General features: G+C 53.3%; 14 protein-coding genes. 6 read left to right on the top strand and 8 right to left on the bottom strand.

The window, feature by feature from the left end; translation table 11 throughout:
* Window positions 1-320 precede the first annotated feature (320 nt).
* Together GOV79_RS21270 and GOV79_RS21275 are read right to left on the bottom strand one after the other, a co-directional pair.
* A complete protein-coding gene (locus tag GOV79_RS21270; protein ID WP_170791655.1) occupies window positions 321-866 on the bottom strand; it encodes a hypothetical protein in 546 nt (181 codons plus the stop codon).
* Between the two features lie 562 nt (window positions 867-1428).
* Window positions 1429-2628 carry an ROK family transcriptional regulator gene (locus GOV79_RS21275; RefSeq protein ID WP_170490590.1) on the bottom strand — a complete coding sequence of 400 codons (1200 nt, stop codon included), beginning with the start codon at window positions 2626-2628 and terminating at the stop codon, window positions 1429-1431.
* Window positions 2629-2814: 186 nt separating this feature from the next.
* Here GOV79_RS21275 and GOV79_RS21280 point away from each other — a divergent pair, with 186 nt between their 5' ends.
* From GOV79_RS21280 to fsa, 5 genes are all read left to right on the top strand, one after another.
* Window positions 2815-3834: a sugar ABC transporter substrate-binding protein gene (locus GOV79_RS21280; RefSeq protein WP_170353723.1), complete on the top strand. Its 1020-nt coding sequence runs from the start codon at window positions 2815-2817 to the stop codon at window positions 3832-3834.
* A gap of 116 nt (window positions 3835-3950) precedes the next feature.
* On the top strand, window positions 3951-5021 hold the full coding sequence (locus GOV79_RS21285) for an ABC transporter permease (protein WP_170791656.1): 1071 nt from the start codon (window positions 3951-3953) through the stop codon (window positions 5019-5021).
* A complete protein-coding gene (locus GOV79_RS21290; RefSeq protein WP_170791657.1) occupies window positions 5021-5803 on the top strand; it encodes an ATP-binding cassette domain-containing protein in 783 nt (260 codons plus the stop codon). The genes GOV79_RS21285 and GOV79_RS21290 overlap by 1 nt, the downstream gene beginning before the upstream one ends.
* Window positions 5804-5910: 107 nt before the next feature.
* The gene (locus tag GOV79_RS21295) at window positions 5911-6471 is read left to right on the top strand and encodes a nucleoside/nucleotide kinase family protein (protein WP_170791658.1); all 561 of its coding nucleotides are present in this window, start codon (window positions 5911-5913) and stop codon (window positions 6469-6471) included.
* 93 nt (window positions 6472-6564) lie between these two features.
* Window positions 6565-7218, top strand: coding sequence for a fructose-6-phosphate aldolase (gene fsa / locus GOV79_RS21300; RefSeq protein WP_170791659.1), 654 nt, complete (start codon window positions 6565-6567; stop codon window positions 7216-7218).
* 784 nt (window positions 7219-8002) lie between these two features.
* Here the strand turns inward: fsa and GOV79_RS21305 are convergent.
* Together GOV79_RS21305 and GOV79_RS21310 are read right to left on the bottom strand one after the other, a co-directional pair.
* Entirely contained in the window at window positions 8003-8788 is a 786-nt protein-coding gene (locus GOV79_RS21305) for a hypothetical protein (RefSeq protein WP_170791660.1), read from the bottom strand.
* Window positions 8789-8835: 47 nt separating this feature from the next.
* The gene (locus GOV79_RS21310; RefSeq protein WP_170791661.1) at window positions 8836-10509 is read right to left on the bottom strand and encodes a sulfatase-like hydrolase/transferase; all 1674 of its coding nucleotides are present in this window, start codon (window positions 10507-10509) and stop codon (window positions 8836-8838) included.
* Window positions 10510-10785: 276 nt separating this feature from the next.
* Between GOV79_RS21310 and GOV79_RS21315 the strand changes: the two genes are divergently transcribed.
* A complete protein-coding gene (locus GOV79_RS21315; RefSeq protein WP_170483685.1) occupies window positions 10786-11742 on the top strand; it encodes a helix-turn-helix domain-containing protein in 957 nt (318 codons plus the stop codon).
* A gap of 538 nt (window positions 11743-12280) precedes the next feature.
* Here the strand turns inward: GOV79_RS21315 and GOV79_RS21320 are convergent.
* The 4 genes from GOV79_RS21320 to GOV79_RS21335 form a co-directional block, all read right to left on the bottom strand.
* The gene (locus GOV79_RS21320) at window positions 12281-13336 is read right to left on the bottom strand and encodes a bifunctional DNA primase/polymerase (protein ID WP_170791662.1); all 1056 of its coding nucleotides are present in this window, start codon (window positions 13334-13336) and stop codon (window positions 12281-12283) included.
* Window positions 13337-13547: 211 nt separating this feature from the next.
* Complete coding sequence (locus GOV79_RS21325) at window positions 13548-13763, bottom strand: helix-turn-helix transcriptional regulator (protein WP_170791663.1); 216 nt, start codon at window positions 13761-13763, stop codon at window positions 13548-13550.
* A 74-nt stretch (window positions 13764-13837) separates the two neighbouring features.
* Entirely contained in the window at window positions 13838-14233 is a 396-nt protein-coding gene (locus tag GOV79_RS21330; RefSeq protein WP_170791664.1) for a hypothetical protein, read from the bottom strand.
* Window positions 14234-14487: 254 nt separating this feature from the next.
* Window positions 14488-15741, bottom strand: coding sequence for a tyrosine-type recombinase/integrase (locus tag GOV79_RS21335; protein ID WP_170791665.1), 1254 nt, complete (start codon window positions 15739-15741; stop codon window positions 14488-14490).
* Window positions 15742-15886 lie beyond the last annotated feature (145 nt).

Here is a 15886-nt window from a genome sequence, read left to right on the forward strand (position 1 = left end):
TATTGAGCAGTTGCGCCACATGTACACACTGACAAAACGGGTCGCGAAGACACAGCTACCAGTCGAAATCGCCACAGAGGCGGCGTAATTGGTTAATAGGTCAATTTCGGCAATGCGGCGAAGTTATTTGTGGTCCACACGAATTCTTGTTTTGCATATTTCCGCATGGAACGGCTGTCCCAAACGTGCCCCCACAACGACGGCCACAACGGTAAGACTGTGGGCTTCCGTTGGGGCGCTGGAAGCGGTTGGACAAGTTGTTCCAACGGTGGCGACATAAGAAACAAGACGTACGCCTGCTGAGGCTGCGCTGCGGACACCTATTCTTCGACAATTCCCACAGCAAGACCTTCCGTGAAGCTCAGAGCTACTCTGTCTCCCGGGCTAAGTTGTTCAACAAACTCACGGCCAACTTCTGTTTCGACCTCGATCATTTGTTCTGTGCCGCTGCTGTCCGTCACAGTAGCGATTGAGCTCGCGGCGTCGAAGGAAACAAAAGTCAGAATTAAAGTGACCATCGTTCCGGCGGCTACGCCCGGTGTTGATCCCTCTGCCGCCCGGCCTTCCAGTTCAACCATACTGTCGACCTCGCCGGGGAATGCCATGTTTGCAGCTACACCTAGTGTGTAAACCGCTTTGACTTTGTCACCTTCTTCAATTTGGTCGAAGTTTACGACTTCCGCTCCTGCAACAATGGTCTCTTCTTCGCCCGTCTCTGAGTTTTGCAGCACGATAAGCCGAGTGTCCGGGTCAACCGACTTAACTGTCGCATCGGCTTCGATGGTCACGCTGCGCTCAGCTGTTTGAGCAAAACTGAGAGCGGGCAAAATCAAGAAAAATGCAGAAGCAAGAAGTTTAATTAGCATATCTTCTCCTAACGAGATTCATGGTTGAAGTCTGCAAAGTAGCACAAAGATTTGCAGGATAGTTAAACGTTGTCACACCGCTTCACAGTTTCAAAGATTTATGCCAGTCAGCCTCGCCAAAGACCGAAGTTCTCGAGCATCAGATTTCCACCATATATAGCGCACACGTAGTCTACAGTAATTGGGCGGACAACGCTTATTCGGCTGTAGCGATGTCTGTTTCGTCCGCATAGCGGTCATTTATCCACCGCGTAGCGAATGTCTACTTCGAGCCCACTTTAACCGATGCTGCGCGATGCCCCAATTGCAGCAATGCGCAGGAAGCGGACGTTGCAAACTCACGTTGGCCACGGTGGTGTAATATGTGCAATCGGCCTATTACCCACTTTCGACGGCAGGTGATAAGCTTGCGACACAGTATTTCAAAGCGGTCGTTCACGGCTGGCATGCGGTCCGATCCAAGCTGAGCTCGCGCGTGCCAAAGCGGCGTTCAAAGGCCGCCACCTAAAGCATGACCAGCGGTTACTTCCTGCTTTGAAAATCTGACTGCGATGAACTTCGGCTACATTCCAGAAAGCCCAGCATTGGTATTCAATAGAAACTGGCGGAAAATTGGGCTGCTAGCCGCCCCAATGCCGCGAGCGTTTTCCCCAACCGCAGCGGCCTCAACGACCGGAGGAATCAAGCCGCGTTTGTCTTGGTTGACTAAGTAACGGCGAACCCGAGACACCAGTTCTTCCCGAACCTCAGGCGGGAACGCGCCATCGATGAAAATGGCCTCAAAGTCGATGACAGCACAGATTGAAAGAGCGGCCTTAGCTAATTCTTGCGCTGTGGTGCCAATCCACGGCTCGACATAGCGAGAAATGCTGCTCCAATCCTGCGGCTTCTCCCACAGAATCCCCGGGTCGACACCCGCTTCGATCAGTCGGTCCTCGAGCAAAAACAGCGACGCCGTGTCGATCAGTTGTTGGCTTTCACCCAAAGGACCGGTCGTGCGCATGGCGCCCAATGCACCGGCATTGCCTTGGTTGCCTTCGAACACGGTGCCGTTCAATGCAACACCGCCGCCGATCATTGAGCCAATAAAAAAGTAGAAGTAGTCACGGTATTCTGCCCCACGCCCATAGAGATGCTCTGCGTGACAGGCGGCTGTCGCGTCGTTGACCACAAAAACCGGCAAATCGCTGAACTTGGCGACCTCGGAAAAGAAATTCACGTTTCTCCAAGACCGAAATTTTTTTGCAGCAAGCCCAGACAGATCGTGCCATTTCCAAAGTTCAAATGGAGTCCCGATCCCGATCCCACAAACACGATCACGAAGCCTCTGAGGCTCGTGGGACAAAAGCGTTTCCAAACCAGACTCCAAAAAACCGAAAATGACCTCTGGTAGCGGATAGTCATAAGTCGTGGAAAGTTGGCGGCGCGGCGTGCCAGTAAAGTCGATCAAGAGCAGATCGGCGCTACGCCGCCCGATCTTCATCCCAACCGACAAGATGCCTTCCGGGTTTAACTCCATAGGGGTTGAGGGCTTTCCAACCTTCCCGCGCAGTGGAGTACCACGCTTGAGAATCGCGTCCTTTTCAAGCTTGCGCAGAATGATTGATACAGTCTGAGGAGACAGGCCTGTTAATCGCGCGACGTCGGCGCCTGCGGCGGGCCCATGCCGTTGTAAAACTGTCAAAATCAGACGCTCGTTGTGATCGCGAACCCCGCTTTGACTTACCCCACCGGTCAGTGTGTTGAGCGCTTCTCTCTCCATAAGCCTGAACATAAACACCTTGTTTTCTTATGAAAAGGTACTCCGGTAAATTAATAAATAAACTTTATTTATTTATTGACAGAAAGGCTAGAATCACAGTTTCTTGAAATAGACCTTCATTGGAGGATGAGGGCGAGTCTCGTTGGCCTGCCATGCGGGGCATCAACAATTTTCTGGGAGGACTACATGAAAAATCTATTCAAGATTGCCGCATCTGCTACCGCGCTTACGGTGGCTGCTGCATCTGCTCACGCAGCCGGAGAAACCGTTTGTCTGATCACCAAGACAGATACCAATCCATTCTTTGTAAAGATGAAGGAAGGCGCAACGGCCAAGGCCGAAGAGCTTGGCATGACCTTGAAGGCCTTTGCCGGTAAAATCGACGGCGACCATGAAACTCAAGTTCAGGCCATTGAAACTTGTATTCTCGACGGCGCAAAGGGAATTCTCCTGACGGCCTCGGACACAAGCTCGATTGTCCCCGCTGTTCAGCAGGCGCGTGACGCTGGCCTCCTGGTTATTGCTCTGGACACGCCGTTAAGCCCGATTGATTCCGCTGACGCAACCTTTGCGACAGACAACTACAAAGCTGGCCTGTTGATCGGACAATGGGCGAAGGCAAAGATGGGCGACGCAGCGGCTGACGCCAAAATTGCGACGCTTGATCTGAACGTCAGTCAGCCAACCGTGGACGTTCTTCGCAATCAGGGCTTCCTCGACGGCTTCGGTGTGGACCTGGCAGACCCCAATGTCATCGGCGATGAATCTGATGCTCGATTGGTCGGCAGTGACGTGACCGACGGCAACGAAGAAGGTGGGCGCCGCGCCATGGAGAACCTTCTGGCCAAGGACTCGACGATCAACGTTGTTCACACGATCAATGAACCGGCAGCGGCAGGTGCCTATGAGGCTCTGAAATCCATTGGGCGTGAAAACGATGTGCTGATCGTTTCGGTCGACGGTGGCTGCCCCGGTGTACAGAATGTGCAGGCCGGAGTTATTGGAGCTACAAGCCAGCAGTATCCGCTTTTGATGGCTTCGCTTGGGGTCGAGGCTGTTAAAAAGTGGGCTGAGGAAGGCGTAAAGCCCGAAAACACGCCCGGAAAAGACTTCTACGATACCGGAGTCGCGCTCATCACGGACCAACCTGTTGATGGCGTGGAATCGATTTCTGTCGCCGAAGGCTTGGAGCTCTGCTGGGGCTAAAATAGACCTAATGAATGAGGCGCATGGGAGCGCCTCATAACTCCTTTCACCAGCAAACCGAAACTTCCTGTACACTCATCTCGTGGGCATTACGCCGCCCGCGAAAAGGGGGAGATATGTCCGAAGCAAACCAAAGCGCCCAGGAATTTGAAACCGCTGCTAGCAGAACAGAAACTGTTGCGGCTTTTGAGGACCATCGGCGTGGCGTTCTGGGGAGGTTGCAGCATCTTCTCCACGTCAATCCATCTTTTGTGCCGCTTATCGTTCTGGTCGGTGCGATGTTGATATTTGGCCTTCTATTAGGCTCAAAGTTCTTCTCTCCGTTCGCAATGACTTTGATCCTTCAACAGGTCCAGATCGTCGGCATCGTGGCTGCTGCTCAAAGCCTTGTTATTCTGACGGCCGGCATTGACCTGAGCGTCGGTGCGATCATGGTTTTTTCTTCTGTCATCATGGGGCAGTTTACGTTTCGGTACGGTATTCCGGTACCAATTGCGGTCATGTGCGGCCTTGCAGTCGGAACTTTGATCGGGGCCCTCAACGGATGGCTTGTCAGCCGCGTTAAGCTCCCGCCGTTTATCGTCACGCTTGGAATGTGGCAGATCGTTCTGGCTACGAACTTCCTGTATTCCGCAAACGAAACCATTCGTAGTCAGGACATCGAAGCCAACGCCTCTTTCCTTCAATTCTTCGGAACCAAGTTCAGCATCGGTGGAGCGACCTTAACTGTTGGCGTCATTTTCATGCTCACCCTGATTTTTGTATTGGCATATGCGCTCAAACACACGGCCTGGGGACGGCATGTCTATGCGGTCGGTGACGATCCCGAGGCTGCCGAGCTTTCCGGTGTGAACGTCCACAGAACTTTGATGTCCGTCTACATGCTGTCCGGCTTGATCTGTGCCTTTGCGGGCTGGGCTTTGATCGGGCGCATCGGATCGGTCTCGCCGACCTCCGGCCAATTGGCCAATATTGAGAGCATTACCGCTGTTGTGATCGGGGGTATCTCGTTGTTCGGCGGGCGGGGCTCCATTCTGGGATCGTTGTTCGGAGCACTGATCGTCGGCGTATTTACTCTAGGGCTGAGGCTGCTGGGCGCAGATGCGCAGTGGACCTTCCTACTCATCGGGCTTCTCATCATCGCCGCGGTCGCAGTCGACCAGTGGATCAGAAAGGTATCGGGCTAATGTCAGACACAACGCCAGTCGTCCAAGGCCGCGGGATCGTGAAGCGCTATGGCCACGTCACCGCCATCGACCATTCCGACTTTGAACTGCGGCAAGGAGAAATCCTTGCAGTGATCGGAGATAACGGCGCGGGCAAGTCGTCCATCGTCAAGGCGATCTGCGGCGCCACAATCCCGGACGAGGGCGAGATTCTGATCGAAGGGAAGAAGGTCAATTTCACCTCGCCGATCGACGCTCGGAACATGGGGATCGAGATTGTCTATCAGCAGCTTGCCATGTCTCCTGCCCTGTCGATTGCGGACAACATGTTCATGGGGCGCGAGATCCGCAAACAGGGGTTCATGGGCAAGTACATGCGTCAGTTGGATCGGCCTGCCATGGAAAAGTTCGCCCGCGATAAACTGACCGAGCTTGGGCTGATGACAGTGCAATCGATCAATCAGGCAGTTGAGACGCTGTCCGGCGGCCAGCGCCAAGGCGTAGCCGTTGCGCGTGCTGCCGCCTTTGCGACGAAGTTCATCATCATGGACGAACCCACGGCTGCTTTGGGGGTCAAGGAAAGCCGCAAAGTGCTTGAGCTTATCCAAGACGTGCGGGCGCGTGGTATTCCGATCATCCTGATCAGCCACAACATGCCGCATGTATTCGAAGTCGCTGACCGCATCCATGTCCATCGGTTGGGCAAACGCCTGTGCACGATCGACCCCAAGGATTACACGATGTCCGACGCGGTGGCCTTCATGACCGGCGCCAAGGAACCCCCGAAAGAGGACGCCGCGTGATCGAGCAGGATGTACAGCGCGTTTGCGACTTGATCTTCTCCCGGAGGCAGGTTGGGGTTCGGACGATTGTCGCAATCGCCGGCCCCCCTGCATCCGGAAAGTCGACTTTGGCAGAAACCGTCGTGCAATCGCTGAACGCACAACAAAGCTCTGCGATTCCTTTAGCCACACTGGTGTCCATGGACGGTTATCATCTGGACAATCGCGTGCTGGAAACGCGAGGCTTGCTGGCCCGAAAAGGCGCGCCGGAAACCTTCGATGCAATTGGGTTCTGCACTGCAATCAGAGGGCTGCAATCCGCGCAGCATGAGTCCTTTCATCCTAAATTCGACCGCCAAATGGACCTGGCCATTGCGAATGCGATTGCCGTTCACCCGGAAACTCAGACTGTGGTCGTAGAAGGGAACTACCTTTTGATGAATAGCGACCCGTGGAGGACGTTGGTAGACGTTTACGCCGCAACGGTTTTTGTCAGCCCCACATTGGAGGAACTCGAAAACCGGTTACAGCATCGCTGGATCAAGCATGGCTTTGACCCGCAAGCCGCGCTGCAACGCGCGAAAACGAACGATCTGCCAAACGCGGAACACGTCATCCGTGATAGCAGGAAAGCGGATCTCACACTGAACCAGAATTACACTGAATTCGGGATGCGCTACGCGTTCTGAATTTGCGCATTGGATTCACCCATCCGTTAAAGCAGCACCTCTAGGCGGGTTCAAGTGCAACCAAAATCACTCCATTCACGATGAGGAACCCTCATGAAGTTCTTTGTGGACACAGCAGAAGTAGACGAGATCAAAGACCTTATAGGCTTTGGATTAGTAGATGGTATCACCACCAATCCAAGCCTGATTGCCAAGTCCGACCGCAATTTCAAAGAAGTTATCGCCGAAATTTGCACCCTGACAGATACGCCCGTGTCGGCAGAAGTTGCAGCCCTGGATACTGCGGGAATGATTGCAGAGGGAGAGAATCTTGCAGCAATCGCCGACAACGTCGTTGTCAAACTGCCGCTGACACTGGATGGCCTCAGGGCCTGTGCTCATTTCAAAAAGGAAGGGATCAGCACAAACGTCACACTCTGTTTCTCAGCCAATCAGGCACTCTTGGCGGCAAAAGCGGGTGCGACCTATATATCGCCTTTCATTGGCAGATTGGACGACATCAATCTGAATGGGGTCGACCTCATTAGAGATATCCGGAGCATCTTCAACAATTATGACATTGAAACTGAAATCATTGCAGCATCCATCAGAAGCCCCAATCACATAACTGAGGCTGCTTTGGCCGGATCAGACATTGCCACGATACCCCCGTCCGTCATCCGCAAACTAGTCACGCATCCGCTGACGGACGCTGGCATTGAACAGTTTCTTTTTGATTGGAAGTCTACAGGGCAATCGATTCTTTAATGGGCTTTCATTTTGATGGAAACGGGATGACCTGAACCAGACCTTGAACGGCTGAGTAGCAAGGCCTTGTTTCGGGACTTAAAACTAAATGAGACGCTCCTTGATTTGACAAACTGGCCGAGTTTCGTGGGAAACTGTCAAAACTCCTCTTCAATAGCGGCATGAACACTGCGGCAACAGCAGACCGCTCCAACGTCCGCTTTGTTGAAGTGACTGGAGACTTTGGCGCGGTCGCAGCGACACGTCCGCTTCCCGCCCCGAGCGTCAGACTCAAACGTCCGCTATGGGCTGCCTGCGGCCCTCCGGCGCAAGCGGACCAATGGCGGTAAAGTCCGCATAACGGTCACTGATGCACTGCGCAGCGAAGGTCCGGATAGAGCCCAAAATTGACTGATGCTGCGCGAAGCTCCAATGACAGCAATGCGCAGAAAGCGAACTTTGCAAAGTCTTGGGTACAGATCGTAATAGAAGTCTATTTTCTCAGAACTCTGGGCCTAAGCATCGCTGGCTGGGGATTAGAAGCGCGAACGACGGATTCAGTTTCAAGGTTCAAATCCATCTCAGCGGATCGCCCAGAGACTGTTGATCTTCCCCGAGTTCAGAGCGGAGTGAACAGATAGAATGATGCGGCGTGACGCCAATTTATTTCCTACCGACCCGGAGCGGGCAGGGATTGGCTCAAGGCAGTTCCAGGAAGGGTCAAGATAGACGCAGAAAACAATTGGCTGAACAGAGTTCTGGCCTGTGACATAGATGATCTTCGCCGAGGTTGGGTGTGGGTGAACTAGTAGTTGAAACGCAAACCTAAGCCGGCACCTTTATCGTAGGGGCGGTCGGAACCTATACCGATGAGGAAATCAGCATAAATTGCGATGCCAGGACTGAGGTTCTTGCCAATCTGGAACTCAGCGGTCGCTGGCCAAGTATCGTTCTCCCAGTCATATGGTGCTTTGATATCAGCCTTGGCCCAGTACCCATCGCCAAACGGTTGTAGCGCAATCAACCGCATCGCGGTTTGGTTTATGTCCGTCGGGCCATTGTATGAAGCAAAATGCTGGAGCAGTGGGATCAGCGTCAGCCCTGATTTTGTGTTTGAAAAGGCGAACCCGCCAAAAGGCGCAATTTGATCGGACCCGGTTCCGATCCCTTTTCCCGGGTCGCCAAAGTCCAGTATCCACTCCAGGCCAATGGCCGACTTGATGGCCCACGTTTCGTTGAGCGGTTTCTGAGAAGGGAAATAGATCGCTTTGAGGCTCAATTTCTCAAAGTCAGTGAACCGAGTTCCAGTCACATCCGTTGAGTTGTAGTGCAACTCATATTTCAGTTTCAGATCAGGCCGCAGCATGTATGCGCCATCTATAAAGGCGTCCTGCTTGTCAGCACCGTTGCCCAAATCAAAATACTGATACCGGATGTCCGTGTTATTGACTGCGGCCAAAGGGTTTGAAGCGTTTTCATCGGCGATTGCTGGGGCCGCAACAATGCCAGTCGCCAATGCAAGGACAAGCGCTTGGATTTTCATATTGTTTCCAGAATTTTTGTTGTGGATGCCAAGCCCCACATCAAGCATATCATTATCTGATGCGGGGCTTGCATTACTCTTATCAGCTTCACCTTTTAGTCGGGCTGAATGTCCCGCTTGGCGACAAAGGCATCCACCGCTGCGACGGTTTCAGGACGAAGGTTCACGATACCTTCATAGGGACGTCCAGTCGCGGCCGGTTGATCGGGGTACATTTCCTTAAATTTCAGGTGGCGGGCAATAATGCGGTTAAACTCATGTCCAGCCCATGCTCCGATCTCGGTCGATACGCTCTGTTCTTCGCGGGGGTCGCGGAACAGGTTGTAGAACTTGGCCACGATAGCATTTTCACCTTTGGCCGGAACTTTGAGTTTGATGTGTTCCTTTACCACCTCTTTCAGCGAATTGATCGAGTAGATCAGTACATGATCCCTGCGCCCATGCGTATCGCCAATAAACATCAGGGACGTCTGATCGACACCGTCAATGATCCGGTCGCGGGGGATGGCATCCATCGCTCCGCCGATACGCGCAATTGACGTGAACAAATCAGAGATATGAATAATGTCAGATACAATCGAGTCTCCCTCGATCAAGCCGGGCAGGCGGGCAAACGCGTCCACCCGAACGCCTCCTTCAGACGTATCGGCCTTGCCGCCGCGGAAGACCAGCGGCGAAAACCCACTGCCGGGGGCATATTTGGTGAAGTGACCGTTGTCGCCCATCAAAACGATTAGGGTATTGTCCCTGAGCCCCAGCACATCGACTTCGTTTAGAATGACCCCGATCCATTCATCCAGCTCTTCCATGCTTTCAACGAATGTACCGCCGTTGGGTGTCGTGAACGCCTCTCTCGTCGTGCGCGTTGTCGACAGAGGGACAAGCGGCCAGTATTGCAGGAAAAACGGTTCATCCTGTTCTGCTAGCAGGCGCAACTGTTCCATCGCCTGTGCCTGATAGCGGATGTTCATTTCATTATATTTGTCCTGGGTCCATTTCTCACCCGGTTCCATATGGACTTCGCGGACCTCCCCGCCAATAACAGCTTCAAGGCCGGTAATCATGTGTCCCGGATCAGGGCGAAACCAATCATCCAGCGTGTATTTGGAGTTGTAGTTGTCTTCCCCTATGGCCATGGTGATTTCTTCCTTGGCTGCATCTTCGTTGAAGATGGCCAACTGGCCCTGCTGATGGATGGGGAACGCGGCGTAGTCAAAGCCCTGATAAGTAGGCCAGGATTCCTGAATGTCGCCCAAGTGCCATTTGCCAACATGCGAGGTGTTGTAGCCTACGGATTTCAGAACTTCGGCAATTGTGACTTCTTCATCGGCAAGGCCAAAACCTGAAATATCGACGGCGGTATCGCCCATCCCATTGCGATACGGCTGGCGACCCGTCATGAAGGCGACCCGCGACGGTGTGCAGGACGGCTCGGTATACATGCGCGCAAACCGCATGCTTTCCTCTGCGAGCGCGTTGATATTGGGCGTCGAATACCCGCGTATCGCGTTCATCTCGGGCATACCCATGTCGCCAAAACCCATATCGTCAATAAGGATGTAGAAAATGTTTGGAGGGTTCCCTCCGTTTTTCTCACGAAAATCGGCCAGCAGTTGGTCAACCTGTGCGTCGTTCTCGACCCAAACGGCTTCGTTTTGCTGCTTCAGCACATAGTATTCCGCATCATGCACGATATTGCTGTCCTGAGCTGCCGCCGTGATAGCGGAGCCGGCAAAGACCAGCGCGGAGAGGAACAGTTTTGATTTCATGAGATACCCCTGTTTCATGATTTACTTGTTTTCAGACCTTCAAGGATCAGATGATGGCAAAAGGTCGAAAGGGAGAGTTCGCTGTCTTCAGCCTGTGAGCGCAACAACTCTTTTTCGCTTTTGGTTAGCAGCGTTACGACGCGTTCGGTGCGCGCAGTATCGTCAGGCAACGATGGGCGTCCGAACCTCTTCCCTCTCGATTTGTCTGCTTTGTCTTGCAATTTTCCAAGCCTACATATTCGAATAACATTTCATGAAAACTACCTGCGGGGCGGAATGGACGACATCAAAAAACGATCAGCCCCCAAAAAAACCTGCGCCCCAAACACACTTTTTTTGCAGGACCCTTCGCAATTCCGCGAGCTGTCCCAATGGGATGTCGAGCTACGCCAAATTGAAGAGGGAACTATGAACTCTTCGGTATCCGTTTGGGCAGGTCTTGACCTTCAAATGATCGATTTGTCGTTTGATAAGGCTGTGTACCAAACCGGTGTTTCTCGCTCTGACATTCTAGCGTTTGGCTTACCAGACAAAGGGAGTGTACGGACTTGGCTTAACGGCTCACCCTCAGACACCGCTTTGATGAATTTTGGTAGCGGAGACCCTTTTGAAGGCGTGAGCAATTCAACGCTCACAGGCCTGACCTTTGCCATCGACATCCGAAGGGCTCAACGGATCGCCGACGATTGCGGTCTTGATATCAGCACCGCGCGAAATGACGCTTTAAGATCTTTCGTTAGCGACGCTGGCAAGCTTCATTCCTTAGTCAAAAACAAAGCGCGCTTTCTAATTGGATCAGCGGCCGGACCAAGCTCTGATAGTGAAGAGAGTGATATGATCTTAGAGCTTCTGGAAATGCTGGTGGTAGGCGAAAAATGGAGTGATCGGCGAAACAGTAAAAATAGAACCCGTTTAGCACAACAAGCCGTTGAGTTCATGCGGGCCCATTTGATGGATAACGTGTCAATCGGTGAAGTATGTGCAGATATTCAGGTATCCGCATGCACTCTTCGTCGCGCGTTTCAGGAAACATATGGGGTGAGCCCCAAGCAGTTTTATCTAAGAGCCCGTCTCGGTGCTGTGCGCCATGAACTGGTATCCTGCTCGCCAGAGGAGAGTATATCGGACATCGCAAACGCTTACGGATTTTGGCACATGGGTCAGTTCGCGCGAGACTACAGAGCACTCTTTGGACAACTGCCGACACAAACGTTGTCCGGCAAAATGAACTGAAACAGAGCTTGGCAACAGTCTTTGGCGCAAAGTTTGTGTTAAGCAATTGTAGTTGTGTAGCCACTGTCAGAGTTCAGTGGCTAGCGACGCTGAGACCTTGGCAGTACGCGGCCTAACTTGTCCGCAACACGAGAATTGCAAAGTCGGATTTTGAAGGTCCGCTTCGGGCTGCCTGTGGTCATCCACCCTCAACAGGCGAGTGACAGTATTGTCCGCAATGCAGTCGTTCAAGCCGAGTGCAGCGAATAGCTGCTTCGAGCCATAAATGCTAAATTCTGCACGGTGCATGAGTGTCGGCTTCGCTTGCCCTGCGCCATTTCTATGACGCGGGGCTTGTGCCAATTTCTCACCTCATTCTGCCGATCCTGGTTCGATGGGTTTTGTTTGTACAGCTTGCATGATTGAGATCCTTCTCGTCATGGATGAAATTAACACCCACCCCCAATCGCGAGGGAGATTTCTGTGAAAATGAAGCTGGGGTGTGGGTATCGAAAGCTGAATATTGCGAACATCAGGTCACCCCCCCTGTCTGTCCCAATTAAAGGGGGGAGGGTGTATAGTGATTGTGCACGGATCCGTGCAATTTGTCGGAAAGGCGATACTGACCTGATTTCCTACGTCCACGTTCCGGAGCAGAAAGTTCCTCAATGAAGCCGCGCTCAATTAGGATGTCTCTGGCGTTGGCTATTCGACGCCAATCCCAAGGTGGGTTCTTGGCTTTGCTCATAGCTCTTGGCGCTATAGCGAATGACGTTCGATTGCTATGAAAGCGCAGGATTACCTGAAAAAGGGCGAGGGCTTCGGGCCGGTCAATCAGTTCGTCCATGATCCTATCTCCTTCGGTTACTTGAGGTTTGCGCAGTCCCAAGAAGTTCCGGCCCTTGGTCTCGTAGCCCCATGCCGATTTTGCGCAGCGGTAGATCTCGCTGGTACTCAAAGGCGTTGGGAAAGCACTGGCCCAAGTTTGGGCAACGTCGAATAGGCCCGCGACATCGTCACAGTGGCGGGCTTGGGACATGCAGTAGCGCAAAAGCCTGTCGTTCCGCTCACCAGCCGCTACAGACCCGGAAACACCCCCACAGACCATTTCTAAGGCCGTTGCGGGGATTGTTGGCAAGTTGGCAACGTCATCAATGCTGCCGGAGCAAAATTCATAAGACGCCGCCAGATCTTCGCGCCATGAAGGCGGGGCAATCGTGAACCCCTTCCCAAGCACGTCTATGGGTTGGCCCTGGATAGGTCGAATGTGACGCCCTTCGCCGTTGTGACGATACCAGAGCTTCGCTTTGCCGCTTGCTGTTCGGATAACCACAGGAGTTTCACCGAACTGTTTCACGGCTAGGGCAAGCCAAGCTTCGCCCACGCCGTCAACGTCGATCTCAGTTACACCCGAGGATTTGCCCACTAGAATCCCGAGGCCGTTAGCCGCTCCCAGCTTTTCGACTGAAGCCCAAACCCGTGTGCGTCTCGGTGTGGCGTTTTGCCAACCCGTGATGGCTGGCCGTTTGTTTCGTGTATCCACCGGAAACGCAGACAGCCCGGCTGCGGCATAGGCCTCCGCGTGTTGAGCAAAGACACCTGATGAAGAGGCCATATCTCAGCCTCCCCATACCAAGAGAGCCAACGCGCTGGCCTGAGCCTCTGTAAGCCCGTGAAGACGCATCAAAAGTTTGACTTGAAGTTTCTGCATTGCTCTTGCCTCAAAGGTTTGTCTTTGACAGCGCAGAGTGGTAATTTCGTAGCCAGAAGCCCTCAGAAAACATCTGGAATACAAACCCCGCCCGCGACCGTCGCAGGTGGGGTTTTTATGCTGCTGCGCTTTCACGAGCGTCGAGCCAAGCGACAACTTCGGCCTCACGCCAGTAACGGCGGCGACCGATATACTGAGGGCGTGGAAAGTCCAGGTCGCGGGAATTGGACCAGCGATGAAGCGTCATGTAGCTGATCCCGCCGCATATCTGACACACCTCAGATGCGGGAATGCGACGGTGGGGATTGCAGGTTTCGGTTTGAATGCTCATTGCCAGGCCTCCGTTGAAATGCGGTGGTCCTATGAGTAGTCACTCGTTATTCAGTGTGGGATTGCGTAACAAAATCAAAAATTAAAACACAAGGCTGTGGCCTGGTTATGCGTGTCACGCGCAGTTTGTTCATTTCCGGCGGTCGCTATCAGCAATGCTGCGATTTCTGACCAAGATGCTCCATCCTCCCTTGCGTCCAGTACGCGCAGGTAGGTCAGCCACTTAGTTTTATGTGAACGCCATTGGACTTTTTGACCGATTTGCGCGAGTTGCTCTTCTTGCAGGTACCTTTTGGCAAGATCTATTTGACCGGGGATTGGTTGTGTCAGGTCAAAGGTAAGTGTGATTTGCTTGGGAATTCCTTTCACGCTCTCGCCCTCATGTTCTATACGCAGCGCAGGTTTCCTGTACGTAAAGGCAATGGCGTACTGGGGCTGATCTCCAATTCGGGGGTTTGGCAGCGGTTGCATCAGTTCGCCGCCTATTGATCTTGTCGAAACACAGAACCCAGGGTCGTCAGGGCAGAGAACACCATTCGGAAACAGATCAGGTGCGCTTTTTTCCAGCTCTAGCTTGTGCGCATACTCAACCGACGCTTTCCGATCAAACTCATCTCTCAAATCAGTTCGGCGTCGGAGAAACTCCCATCGCCAACGGTTTTCGCTCCAAGTGGAAGTGTCCCCATATGCTGACGGGTCGCACCAATTCGGAATTCCCCACTCACTCATAACTGTTCCCGCCCAATTTGAACCATGTTGTCCGCGCCACTTTCCACCAGCGCCAACACGAACCCCGCCCATGCCTCCAAGGCCTGCCGCTTTTCGTCGGCAAAGTCATGGCGCTGATAGACCGCGACGATGCCACCACCAGTGCCGCTGGCGTGGTTCAAGACGGCCTCGGTCACTCGAACGGGAATACCCAGCCGCGCCATGCTGGTAGCGGCGGTGCGCCGCAGGTCGTGAAAGGTCCAGTGCGAAATCTCTACCGCCTCACCTGTTTCTTCTTCGGCAATCTCAGCCATGAACCGAGATAGCCTGTTCCGCGCCTTGAAATGCCCGCTGACGGGTGTTCTGCCGGTAGTGGTGAACAGCAACCGCGAAGGGCTATCGATCCGCTCGACGTTGCTTAGAACGTCTCGTGCGGCCTGAGACAACGGCACCATATGTTCCCGCCCATTCTTGGTCCTCTGGGCGGATAGGTGCCAAGCATCTCCATGCAGTTCATCGTCGGTCATGCCCAGCACTTCGTTCAGGCGCTGGCCTGTCAAAAGCAAGGTTTGGCCTGCCTGCCGCCACGGGTATTCCGCCCGCTTGCAGGCTTTCCAAAACCACCGGATCTCATCATCATTCAATACCCGGTCGCGGCTCTTTTCCTTGGCAACCGGCTTCACGCCCTGGACCGGGGAAATGGTGATTGAATCACGCTCAAGGCACCAGTTGAAGAACCCGGACAGATACAGACGCATCCGGTTAGCCGTGGTGGTCCTGCCCGAGTCCGCGATCTTCTCCAGCAATTCGAGAATGTCGCGTTTCGTAACATCGTGAATGTCGTGGTCGCCGTAGTAGGGTAGAAACTCGGTCTCCAAGCGCCGTTTGACCTCGCCACCAGAGCGTAACTTGGATAGGTGCCTCTTAGTGTATTGTTCAAGAAAGGTCTTTACCTTGTCGCGCTCCGATAGTTGTGCCTCGATCCGCGCGGCCTTCGCCAATTTCTTCGCCGCACTCGGATCGTTACCGTGTTCTAGCGTCTCAATCGCTTCGGATGCCGCAGCACGTGCATCAGCAACACCCATGATCGGCCACTTGCCCAATGTCAGCTTCTTGGGCCTGCCCGCGAAGCGGTATCTCAGCGCCCAAGACTTTGCGCCGCTCGGCTGCACCACGAGATATAGGCCTGCTAGTGCCGGATCTGGCAATTCACGGCGATTTTGCTCCGGTTTAACGGCTTCGACCGACTTGGTTGTGAACGCCCTTGCCATAATCAGTTGGTCCTCTGGGGTAACGCTGGGGTAACGGATTCCGGTGATTTTCTTCGTTACTCGAAGTTAGTAACGGAACCTAACATTGCAAGGTAGAACCATAAAAATATACAAAAAATGCGATCGGGCAGTTTTGGATTGTTCG

The organism is Ruegeria lacuscaerulensis (assembly GCF_013034745.1).
Taxonomy (GTDB): Bacteria; Pseudomonadota; Alphaproteobacteria; order Rhodobacterales; family Rhodobacteraceae; genus Ruegeria; species Ruegeria lacuscaerulensis_B.

Coding starts and splice junctions, on each gene's coding strand:
- GOV79_RS21310 (WP_170791661.1), bottom strand. CDS start 10,509: ATGAAATCAAAACTGTTCCTCTCCGCGCTGGTCTTTGCCGGCTCCGCT.
- GOV79_RS21315 (WP_170483685.1), top strand. CDS start 10,786: ATGGACGACATCAAAAAACGATCAGCCCCCAAAAAAACCTGCGCCCCA.
- GOV79_RS21275 (WP_170490590.1), bottom strand. CDS start 2,628: ATGGAGAGAGAAGCGCTCAACACACTGACCGGTGGGGTAAGTCAAAGC.
- GOV79_RS21270 (WP_170791655.1), bottom strand. CDS start 866: ATGCTAATTAAACTTCTTGCTTCTGCATTTTTCTTGATTTTGCCCGCT.
- fsa (WP_170791659.1), top strand. CDS start 6,565: ATGAAGTTCTTTGTGGACACAGCAGAAGTAGACGAGATCAAAGACCTT.
- GOV79_RS21335 (WP_170791665.1), bottom strand. CDS start 15,741: ATGGCAAGGGCGTTCACAACCAAGTCGGTCGAAGCCGTTAAACCGGAG.
- GOV79_RS21325 (WP_170791663.1), bottom strand. CDS start 13,763: ATGAGCATTCAAACCGAAACCTGCAATCCCCACCGTCGCATTCCCGCA.
- GOV79_RS21305 (WP_170791660.1), bottom strand. CDS start 8,788: ATGCTTGATGTGGGGCTTGGCATCCACAACAAAAATTCTGGAAACAAT.
- GOV79_RS21285 (WP_170791656.1), top strand. CDS start 3,951: ATGTCCGAAGCAAACCAAAGCGCCCAGGAATTTGAAACCGCTGCTAGC.
- GOV79_RS21290 (WP_170791657.1), top strand. CDS start 5,021: ATGTCAGACACAACGCCAGTCGTCCAAGGCCGCGGGATCGTGAAGCGC.
- GOV79_RS21330 (WP_170791664.1), bottom strand. CDS start 14,233: ATGCAACCGCTGCCAAACCCCCGAATTGGAGATCAGCCCCAGTACGCC.
- GOV79_RS21320 (WP_170791662.1), bottom strand. CDS start 13,336: ATGGCCTCTTCATCAGGTGTCTTTGCTCAACACGCGGAGGCCTATGCC.
- GOV79_RS21280 (WP_170353723.1), top strand. CDS start 2,815: ATGAAAAATCTATTCAAGATTGCCGCATCTGCTACCGCGCTTACGGTG.